We start from the raw sequence: 10,681 nt of genomic DNA on the forward strand, positions 1-10,681 counted from the left end.
GCCAAGGTGAGTCAGGCGAAGCCGTTGGTTTCAGTTGTCATCCCAACCAGGAATGCAGGCCCCGAGTTCCGGGTGGTGTTAGAGGCCGTCTTCGACCAGGTAGTTCCCTTCGAGTTCGAAGTGATTGTGGTGGATTCAGGCTCGACAGACGGGACGTTGGATATTTGCCGAACCTTCCCTGTCCTTTTGCAGACTATTTCTCCCCAGGACTTTGGGCACGGCACAACCCGTAACCTGGGATGCCAATTGGCACAGGGCAAATATGTCCTATTCTTAGTGCAGGATGCCAGGCCCGCGGATTCGGACTGGATGTATGCCCTGGTACGTGCGCTAGAAGAGATGCCAGAGGCTGCGGGGGCTTACAGTCGCCATCTGCCTCGTCCTAATGCCGACTATCTGAGCCGTGCCATAGCCGAGTATTGGAGCCGCCGCCACCCCGAGCGCATGGTGCAAACCCTCGGCAGCGAGGCGGAATTCGCCGCTCTCAGCCTAGAAGAAAAGCAAGAACGCTGTACTTTTAATAATGTGAGCGGCATGATACGGCGCACAGTCTGGGAGAAACACCCTTTGCCAAACATACCCTACGCCGAGGACCTAGCCTGGGCCCATGCAGTCATGCAGGATGGGTGGCACATCCTTTACGAGCCACAATCGCGCGTGTTCCATTCGCACAGCCGTAGCCCTGCCTATGAATTACGGCGGGCGTATGTGGACGGATTGATTGTGCCCAACATCTTTGGAGAGCAGAGGCCAGTGATGAGTGTGGGACAGGCTATGAGTCTGCTGCGGCACTGGCTACAAGAATGCATCACCGCTTATTTCGACCTTGCGCTGAGAGGTAGGATGTCTTCTGTCACACCCAATGAGATCTCGGCTTACTTAGATATCAAAGGCTGGTACCGAACGCGCTTCAGCCCCGAAGCCGCATGGCAGATGCTCGGGCTACAATCTCCCCATCCTGAATCGGTCCGCAAAGACCTATGGAGGAGGATAGGGTATCTCGAATGGCTACATCCGTGTCTGACAATGCGGCGCTTGGTGACGGGGCACGGGCTAAGACAAAGGGCAATGACCGATCGAGGCCGCACATTATCTCGGAAGGACGCGCACTTCATATTCTGGGCTACGTGGAACGTAGGCAAGGACTATATTAAACGAGCGGTGCTCGATGCAATGAGACCGGAACAACGCCAAGAGCCCGAGACAACAGTGTTTGAGATCGGCCAATATGCCGGGGGCCTCATCAGAGGTGCAATGGAGGAGGGTGTCTTGAACAGAGCCCTTTTCTGGCGCATCCGGCTTTACGCCGCCAGCCACGTGATCGGCAAGCGGCTGGGATGGGGAGCCTATGCCTGTGGCGTGAATGGACGTCTCTGGCGGGCTCTGAACTATGTTCTAGGAGGCGGGGTATGAGATGGCCATTGGTCAGCGTCATCATACTCAACTACAACGGCAAGGCCATCCTCGACCTCGTCCGGCGCAGTGTGCAGACTATCCTGGATGGCACGTATCGGAATGTGGAAATCATCTTGGCCGACGATTGCTCCACTGATGGCAGTGCGGAGGAATTGTCTAAACTCTGTGACAGTGATCGAATTCGTTTGACCCATACACAAAAGCACAGTGGTGTTGGGGCAGCACGGAATGCGGGACTAAGGCTAGCGCGAGGAGCGTACATTGCTTTCCTCGACAATGATGCACTACCAGAACCAGATTGGCTCTCGGCATTGGTGATGCGGATGGAAGAGAACCCCCAGTGGGGTAGCTGTGCGTCGCGGCTGATGTTCGCTGACCGACCAGATATCGTGAATGGTATAGGGTCTGTGCTCAATGAACTCGCTCACGGCAACGGAGTGTGTATCCACGAGATGTACGAGTTCGCCAGTGCACCGACCGAGGTGATGTACGCCACCGGAAACGGCATGATCATCCGCCGGCGGGTGTTGGACGAAGTGGGCCCCTTCGACGAAGGGTTCCGTTTCTACGGCCATGATGATTCAGACATCGGCATCCGTATCCGCAATGCTGGATACGAGATCGGTGTCGCTCCAGAAGCAGTGGTCTGGCATCTCCACAGTTACAGCAAGCACGACCCAACGATGTATTACTGGGATGAACGTAACCGGCTACGCTTTGTGCTCAAGCATTACCACTGGTCAGAGATACTCGGCTTCATTGTGCGAGATGGGATCTTTCACCTGAAGCCAGGTCGTGTTCACCCCTACGTCCGCGCCTGGTGGTCAGCACTGACTGAGGAGCCGAGTTTGTGGCCTTACCGTTGGGCGAACCGCAGATTGGGCCCATTCTTGCGCCGCTATGCACGCTGGTTCGAGAAAGATCACCACCTACTCATCGCACCAGATAACCGCCAACACGCCGCTGCTTTCGCACCGCTTACGGAGATGCACGTAGGCAGCAATGAGGAGGATTATCTCTACCACGGGTGGTTCTGGCGAGAACGGTGGGGCGAGATACCCATACGCTGGGCAGCACGCGTAGCATCCATTCGCTTCTCGCTGAACGAGCACAAAAGCAAGTTGCTGGTCCAGTTTGTCGCACATCGAGGGGTGCCGGGTGTTGATTTGACGTTACATCTGCGTAGGATGGATAATGGCCAAATCACCTCTGCTCATAAGATAAGGGCAAGATTGCCTGATCAGCCAGGATTATTCAACTTGCGTGAGCCCTGCCCTTTGGAGCCAGGTCGTTACCATCTTATCTTCGAGGCCAACCGGGCGTATACCGAAGAGGGGCCTTTCCCTCGCCGCATCGCTTTCGGGTTATCTGCTTTACGTTTCGAGGGAGCAGGGAAATGAGAATACTGCAAGTGGCCCATACTTTCTTGCCAGAAAGTTCCGGTGGAACGGAGATACATGTTTACCTGCTGTGCAAAGATCTTCAGCCTCGCCACCAAGTAGCAGTGTTCTACCGTATCTATGCCCCAAACCAGCCCGAGCATAGTCTATTGTCCAGCGAATATGACGGCATCCCAGTGTACAAGGTGGTCAACAATTTCACGGCTTCACCGCCTCCGCTGGTGAACTATTTCGATCCGCGAGTGGAGGCACGATTTGACGAGGTGCTGGACGAATTTCGGCCTGACGTAGTGCACTTCCACCACTTGGGTGGCGGCTTGAGCACCTCAATGATCTCGGCCACGAAGAGACGCGGCCTGCCCACTGTCCTGACACTGCATGATTTCTGGTATATGTGCTATCTTTCCACTTTGTTCACCCGGGACTATCAGCGTTGCCCTGGACCTGAGGGGGGCTTGCGATGTCACCGCTGCTACCATTTGCCAGCGCCCGAGTTCGAGCGCCTCCCTCCCCTAATCCACATGCAGCGAGTGGGTGTCTGGGGGACAGTGGGCTACGCAAGACGTTTCATCACTGGCCTTCTCAAAATGCCGGCCCACAATGATCAGCAGCGACATGCAGCGCTCCTGATGACCCGCGACACTTACTTCCGACATCTGCTGAGTTTACCTGATGTGCTCATCGCGCCCTCTAATTTCCTGAAAGAGCGCTTTGTGGAGTGGGGCATAGCGGGCGATCGGATCATCCATCTGCCAAACGGAGTGAATTCGGCAAGTCTCGAGTCAGGCTCTGATATCGCATCGCGGGGCGAGAGGCTGCGATTCACTTACATCGGCTCCATCACTCCTCACAAAGGGGTGGATTTGCTGGTAGATGCCTTCAACATGCTCGCCGATGCACCGGTAGAGTTGCATATCTACGGCGATGCGGAGGCGAATATCCTCACCAGCCGCTATGTCGCTAAACTGCGCGCCCGGATCACGAACTCTCGCATATGCTTCGAGGGGCCTGTACCTCACCAGGAAGTTGGGCGTGTCTTGGCGCAGACGGATATGTTCATTTTGCCATCTCGTGTTTACGAGAATTGCCCGATGTCTATCCTCGAAGCGCTGTGGGCGGGCGTGCCCGTACTGACGGCAAATATCGGCGGCATGGCGGAGTTGATCCGCGATGGGGAGAACGGCCTGCTTTTCCGCGCCGATGATGCTGCACACTTGGCTGCACGAGTGCGTGAGGTAGCCTCAAATCCAATCCTATTGGACAAATTGCGGGCCGGGATCGTAAGGCCTCGCACGTCAGCGGAGGTAAGCCGAGACCTCGAGGCCATATATGAACGCCTGCCATCGAGGCCAGGTTCATGAACGCACGAGGGCTTCAGGCGCTAGCGCTATCTTTTTGTTTGGCTGCGCTGACCACTGGCTGCATTCCGACTAAGAAGCAATTAGATGTTTACCAACCTGTAGCCACAGAGCCAGTAGGCGAGATACGCCAGGACCGCACTATCGGCCAAACCTTCCTATCGCATTACTCCGGACTATGCCAAGTTGACGTGCTCTTGGCCACCTACGCCCGCCAAAACACACAACCGGTCGCATTTCACCTGCGCGAGAGCCCCCAAAGCACTACAGACCTGGTAACCATTATTTTCAATGCCGCAGATGTTCAGGACAATGCCTACCGCTCTTTCACCTTCACTCCCATCCCGAACTCCGCTGGACGTTCCTATTACTTCTTTTTCGATTCGCCCACTTCCACACACGGTGATGCCATTACTGCCTGGGCCACGCCGGAGGAAGTTTATAGCGAGGGAACATTTTACAAGCGCGATGAAGCCCAAACTGGTGACCTGGCTTTCAGGACACATTATTCCTACTCTCCGATCGTACTCGCTTCGGTGGCGGCAAGGGGGTTGCCACGCAGCGTGGTGCCATTATTGATAGGCGCGCTCTTACTGATAATGCCTGGTTGGGCACTGTTGAGCCTAGGTTGGCAAGGACTGCATCGCCTTGGCGACAAATTGGTACTGGCTGGCGCACTGAGCCTTTCCCTCTACCCAGTGCTTCTGGCGTTTTGCAAAGTGGTTGGGTTGCACTTGAGCGCGCCTTGGGTGTGGGGTTTGCTCGCCGGCAGTATGATGCTTGTAACCTGGAAGGAATGGGCAAAGTGGCGGAGATCTGGCGACCCAAGACCCAAATTGCAGTTCCCCGACGTCCTGTTTCTGCTCCTTGCCCTCTTCGTTCTACTCAGCCGCCTGCTCACCGCTCCTGAACTGCGCATCCCTCTGTGGGCCGACTCCTATCAACACAGTGTTATCACTCAACTTATTGCCGAAAATGGCGGCCTATTTGACTCTTGGGAACCTTACGCTCCGCTGCGCAGTTTCACCTACCATTTCGGGTTCCACGCTGTCGCCGCTTTCTATCAATGGCTCTCTGAGTTTGGCGCCCTGGAGTCAGTCTTCTGGATCGCCCAGGCGATCAATGCCCTGGCTGTGTTGGGCCTTTACCCACTGACCGTCCGTCTGTCGCGCAGCCACTGGGCGGGATTGGTGGCAGTCACGGCAGCGGCATGGCTGTCCCCCACGCCGGCATATTATGTAAACTGGGGTCGCTACACCCAGTTGGCAGGACAATGCATCTTGGTTGTCGCCCTCTGGCTCACAGTGGAATTCCTGGAGGCAAAGGAGCGCCACCTGGCGCAATTGGCACTTTTGGGACTACTGCTGGCTGGCTTGTTTCTCACTCATTATCGTGTTACCTTGTTTTGCGTCGTTTTCTTGATTCCCTACCTGCTGTGGCAAACGTGGCGACAGCGCAGGGATAGGCTTGCACTCTACGAATTGTGGCTACGGGCAGCGCTGATCCTGCTGATAGCGTTTTTACTAGTGGCATCATGGGGTATCCCGCTTATGCTGCGGTATTTGCCCAGTTTAGTGCGTAACTACGCTGCAGGCGGGGGCGAGACCCGGCATGTAGAAGGCTACAACATACTGGGGGACTCTCTGCGCTGGATACCGCTCCTCTTCCGTGTGCCTGCCCTGGTTGCCCTGGCCATTGGGCTGTGGCGCAGACAGCGCGGAGCGATCTTCATGGCAGTCTGGGTAGTAGGTCTATTCTTCCTCGCCAACCTGAACCGACTGGGGCTGCCGGGGCCAGGCATCGTCGACAACTTCGCGGTAGTCATCGCCATGTACATCCCTGGGAGTGTAGCCATCGGTATTGCCGTGGCCTGGGTAGAGCAGATGGGGCACCGTTGGCGCTGGGCACACGCCACACTGACAATCATCCTGGTACTCGCAGCGCTCTTAGGAGTCGCCCACAGCCCAGATATCACTGACTTTTCGTATCAGTTGGTGACGCCGCAGGACGAAGCAGCCATGGCTTGGATCCGGGAGAACACACCGCCGGACGCTGTCTTCGCCGTCAACATGATTTTCACTTACTGGGGCTCGCTCGTATCGGGGTCCGATGCTGGCTGGTGGATCCCTTTGCTGGCAGGGCGTCGTACTACATTGCCACCACAGATCTACAATACCGAGGATCAGCCCTATCCAGGCTATCGACAAGATCTCCGTACCTTGACGAAACTATTATTAGAAGAGCCTCTCGATGCTCCAGAGGTGCTCTCAGCCCTCCAAATGTGGGGCGTCACTCATGTGTATGTGGGTTTGCACCGCGACCAGTTGCCTTTCGGCTGGGCTCGAGGCGGATTGACCAACGAGAGGCTATTAGACAGCGCTCACTATCGCCCGCTCTACTTGCGTGATGGGGCCGGTGTATTCGAGGTAGTGTATTAACCGGCTTTTACTCGGCATCTCCCCGCAAACGTTTGATGGCCAGGGGCAAGCGGGGCAGAAGATCCCCTGCTACCACCCCTGCGTCGCCTAAGTCTTGACGCGCCATCTCCCCCGCCAGCCCGTGCAAATATGCACCCAGAAGCGCGGCCTCGTAAAGCCCCAGTCCTTGGGCCAGCAAGCCGACGATTGCCCCCGCCAGTATATCCCCTGTGCCCGCCGTAGCCAGGGCGGGGTTGGCGAAGGGAAGAATGGTGATGTGCCCTTCGGGTGAAGCCAGCACGCTGCACGCACCTTTCAACAGGACTACTTGCCCCCATTCGGCGGCCGCGTGGCGGGCTATGCCGATGCGATCTGCCTGCACATCCGCAGTCTCCACTCGGAGTAGCCGAGCCATTTCCCCAGGGTGGGGCGTTAGGAGACAGGAGCCTCTTAGTTCTTTCCACCAGTTTTTCTTCTGGGCCAGGATATTGAGTGCGTCGGCATCTATCACCATAGGCAGCGATGCAGGGATCTCGATGGCCATCTTGGATTCCAAAAACCCTATGCGCGTCTTTCGGTCGGGTCGCTCACTGCCCAACAGTCGCCACACCAACTCGGCCGTGCCAATTTCCTGCCCAATGCCCGGCCCTAGGAGCAAAGCCTGATACCGGCTCATCGGCTCTATTAACACCTTCACGGCATCGGGAGCGAGAGCACCCACATCATCAGGCAGCACCAGGAACGTGGCTTCATGTATACTAGCCGCAAGAACAGGGTAAATCGCCCCTGGCACAGCCAGGGTTACCAAGCCTGCGCCAACACGTGTCGCTGCAGCGGCAGCCAAGTAAGGTGCGCCGGTGTAATTTGCTGAACCCGCCACAATCAGCGCCTTGCCAAAGGTTCCTTTGTTCGCGTTACGCGGGCGGGCAGGGAGCAAGGTCCTTGCTTCCTCAGCAGTAGCGACTTCGAGATCCACATCGGCGGCCAGATCAACAGGGATGCCAATATCCGCCACTACGAGTTCGCCCACGTATGCTACGCCTGGGGGGAGAAAAAGACCCACTTTCGGGAAGGCAAAGGTAACGGTGAGGTCAGCCGGTGGCGTCACCGGGTCAACGGCACCGGTGTCACTGTTCAGACCAGAGGGCAGGTCTATTGCTACCACGTAGGGTTTTTTGGCCCGGATGACTGGATTGACCAGGCGACTGAGTGGCCCATCTTTAATACGCGCCTGGCTCGTGTACTCGCAGACCAGGCGCAAGATTTCTTTCAGTATTCCTTCGACGGGTCGCGTCAACCCCGTCCCCAAGAGAGCATCCACAATAGTGTCCGCTTTATCCAAGAGGCAGCAGAGTGTCCCCATCCCAGGGTCATCTGAGGCCCACACGAGGGGAATGCCGTCGGCTTGTACTCTCGATAGATCGTCGTCATCCCTGACCTTGCGCACAGACACGTAGACCATAACGTTATATCCCGACTCATGGAGATAATGAGCACAGACCAACCCATCTCCGCCATTGTTGCCCGGGCCCACCAACACAAGCACTGGCCCTTGTTCAGGTCGGCGTCGCTCACGGATCGCTTGAGCGGCGAGTCGCCCGGCATTTTCCATCATCTGAGCATACGAAAGGCCACTGCGATCCGTGGCCGCCTCAAACTCGCGCATTTGCTTCGCGGTAACGACCTTCATTTGCCCCCCAGACTTTCGATACTCTGACTTTCATTCTAAGGCGAATGGACACTGCTGTCAAAGCGCCCCAAGAATTCGCCCCTTTGCCAAAAACATATAGATTTTGACACTTGATGGAAGTATCATATCATACCAACCCGGATAGGGGGACAGATCTTGCGTGAATGGAAGGTGCGCCAGGCGACGTCCGCTGACGAGTCATTGATCGCAGCGCTTTTGGAAAAGGGGGCGCGCGTTTACTGCAATCTAGACGAAGATCGGCTGCCTGGGCTACTCTATGAAGGCCTGAACGTCCTCGCATTTCGGGAAGAACAGCCGGTGGGCCTGTTTCTTGCAGGGCCAGAGACGACTACCCGCTTCCGCGTGCATGGTTTTGCGGTAACCAATCGGTCTGAGATAGATACCGCATTGGTTACCATGCTCCCTCTGGTCTGCCAATTGGCTGCCGACCGAAAAATACGCCATATCATGTACCTGGACAACGTAGATTGGTTCACCCGTGCTCTGCAATGTACGGCTTTTGTCCCCCGAGGTGCAGTCATAGACCTCGAAAAATGGGGGCATCGCATACCCTCGTCTGGCAACTATCGCGTTCGGCTACGGCCTATGGAATCGACTGACATCGCTGCTTTAGTGGCTCTGGATGAGGTTGCCTTCGTGGATATTTGGCGGCTGGATGCATCTGCCTTTGAGCGCATTCGGACTGAAGCGCCATATCTCGCAGTAGCAGACTTGAGCGGCCACATTGTGGGCTATCAATTCAACTGGATTGGCGCCAGCGGCTACCTGGCCCGCCTCGCTGTACATCCCAATTACTGGGGACAAGGCATTGGCACCCGGATGCTGGCTGAAGCAATACGTTTCTTCGAGCGCCAGGGTGTGGAACACATCATTTTAGACACCCAAGCAGATAACGAGCGCTCCCAGCGCCTTTACCGTTGGTTCGGCTTTACCCCCACAGGGCGGGCTCGCGACGTGTTGGTATTAGAGATCATGAGTGCTCGAAATGTTTCCGTGCGGGCACTCATCACTGATTTTGGTGGTGTACTGACGCGGACAGAGAAACTTCAGGCCTTGATGGAGCGCTATGAGAGAGAATGGGGCTTGGAGAAGGGCACGCTTCAGAGTACCCTTTTTGCCGGAGAAGCATGGGAGGCATTTTCTACGGGGCGCATTTCATATGAAGACTATTGGGCCGATGTTTGTGCCCGACTCGGACGGCCTATCCCGCCCGAGTTCGAATCATTGCGGGACAACCCCTTCGCCCTCGATGAACTCAACGAGCGCATGGTGGCACTGTTCCGCAAATTGCGCTCGAACTATAAGATCGCTTTACTCAGCAACGCCACGCCGGCTCTCGAAGGCCTGCTTGAACGATATGGTATCGCCAATTTGTTCGATGTGATCATTAACTCCTCGCGGGTAGGCTTGCGTAAACCAGACCCCCGGATTTATGCCCTCACTGCCGAGCGCCTGGGCCTGTGCCCGGAGGAATGCCTCTTGATTGACGACAAAGAACGGAATACTTCGGCGGCGCGCGAGATCGGGATGCACGCCATCACTTTCACTTCGCACGAAGACCTCAAGCGTCACTTGGAAAAGGTGTTAGGACGATCTGTAACAGCGCAGGAGTGAATCTTGACAATTACATTGCCCACGAAAGCATTTAGGGAGGCTCTAATGTAAGATCTTGCTCAGGAATATTTTCGTGCGTTCCTCCTTGGGGGAGGTGAATAATTCCTCAGGCGTGGTTTCCTCGATAATACGTCCTCCGTCCATAAAGATCATGCGTTGCGCTGCTGCCCGTGCAAAACCCATCTCATGAGAAACCACCACCATCGTCATTCCCTCGCGGGCCAGGTCCAGCATCACGTCCAGCACTTCCTTGATCATCTCGGGGTCTAGAGCCGATGTGGGCTCATCGAAAAGCATGATTTTAGGGTTCATAGCCAATGCCCGCGCGATAGCCACTCGCTGCTGCTGGCCGCCGGAAAGCTGGAGGGGATAAGCATTTGCTTTCTCTGGGATACCGACTTTGCGTAAGAGTTCATGGGCAATGGCCTCGGCTTCCTCTTTTGAGCGCTTACGCACCACACGCTGGGCCAGGGTGATGTTTTCCAGCGCCGTCAAGTGTGGGAACAGGTTAAACTGTTGGAAGACGATGCCGACCTCAGCGCGAACCCTGTTGATATTCTCTGCCTCGGTCAGGGGGATGCCATCCACGACGATAGTGCCTTTGTCCAATGCTTCCAGATGGTTGATGCAGCGCAACAGGGTGGTCTTCCCCGAGCCGCTGGGACCAATAATGACCACTACCTCGCCCCGGTAAACGTCCAGGCTGACATCAATCAGCGCTCTCACTCGCCCGAAGTTAAAACTTTTGTAGGCGTGTCGGATTTC

At 56.1% G+C, this 10,681-nt stretch carries 7 protein-coding genes; 5 read left to right on the forward strand and 2 right to left on the reverse strand.

All coding sequences use genetic code 11. The features are described 5' to 3' along the window. The first annotated feature begins 6 nt into the window (after positions 1-6). Genes H5T64_10200 through H5T64_10215 form a run of 4 tightly spaced genes read left to right on the forward strand, consistent with a single transcriptional unit; the run spans position 7 to position 6,612 of the window. Positions 7-1,413 (forward strand): glycosyltransferase family 2 protein, encoded by a 1,407-nt coding sequence (locus H5T64_10200; protein MBC7264706.1) that lies wholly within the window; start codon positions 7-9, stop codon positions 1,411-1,413. Then, complete coding sequence (locus H5T64_10205) at positions 1,410-2,816, forward strand: glycosyltransferase family 2 protein (GenBank protein MBC7264707.1); 1,407 nt, start codon at positions 1,410-1,412, stop codon at positions 2,814-2,816. Before H5T64_10200 ends, H5T64_10205 begins: the two co-directional genes overlap by 4 nt. Then, entirely contained in the window at positions 2,813-4,177 is a 1,365-nt protein-coding gene (locus H5T64_10210) for a glycosyltransferase family 4 protein (protein ID MBC7264708.1), read from the forward strand. Before H5T64_10205 ends, H5T64_10210 begins: the two co-directional genes overlap by 4 nt. Beyond that, entirely contained in the window at positions 4,174-6,612 is a 2,439-nt protein-coding gene (locus H5T64_10215) for a hypothetical protein (protein MBC7264709.1), read from the forward strand. Before H5T64_10210 ends, H5T64_10215 begins: the two co-directional genes overlap by 4 nt. A 7-nt stretch (positions 6,613-6,619) precedes the next feature. Here the strand turns inward: H5T64_10215 and H5T64_10220 are convergent, their stop codons facing one another. Beyond that, entirely contained in the window at positions 6,620-8,281 is a 1,662-nt protein-coding gene (locus H5T64_10220; protein ID MBC7264710.1) for an NAD(P)H-hydrate dehydratase, read from the reverse strand. A gap of 156 nt (positions 8,282-8,437) precedes the next feature. On the opposite strand from H5T64_10220, the gene H5T64_10225 reads away from it, so the two are divergent. Next, on the forward strand, positions 8,438-9,916 hold the full coding sequence (locus H5T64_10225) for a GNAT family N-acetyltransferase (GenBank protein ID MBC7264711.1): 1,479 nt from the start codon (positions 8,438-8,440) through the stop codon (positions 9,914-9,916). Positions 9,917-9,958: 42 nt separating this feature from the next. Here the strand turns inward: H5T64_10225 and H5T64_10230 are convergent, their stop codons facing one another. Further along, complete coding sequence (locus H5T64_10230) at positions 9,959-10,678, reverse strand: amino acid ABC transporter ATP-binding protein (protein MBC7264712.1); 720 nt, start codon at positions 10,676-10,678, stop codon at positions 9,959-9,961. Positions 10,679-10,681: the final 3 nt, after the last annotated feature.

It is taken from the genome of Chloroflexota bacterium (genome assembly GCA_014360825.1).
In the GTDB taxonomy this organism is placed as follows: domain Bacteria; phylum Chloroflexota; class Anaerolineae; order UBA2200; family JACIWT01; genus JACIWT01.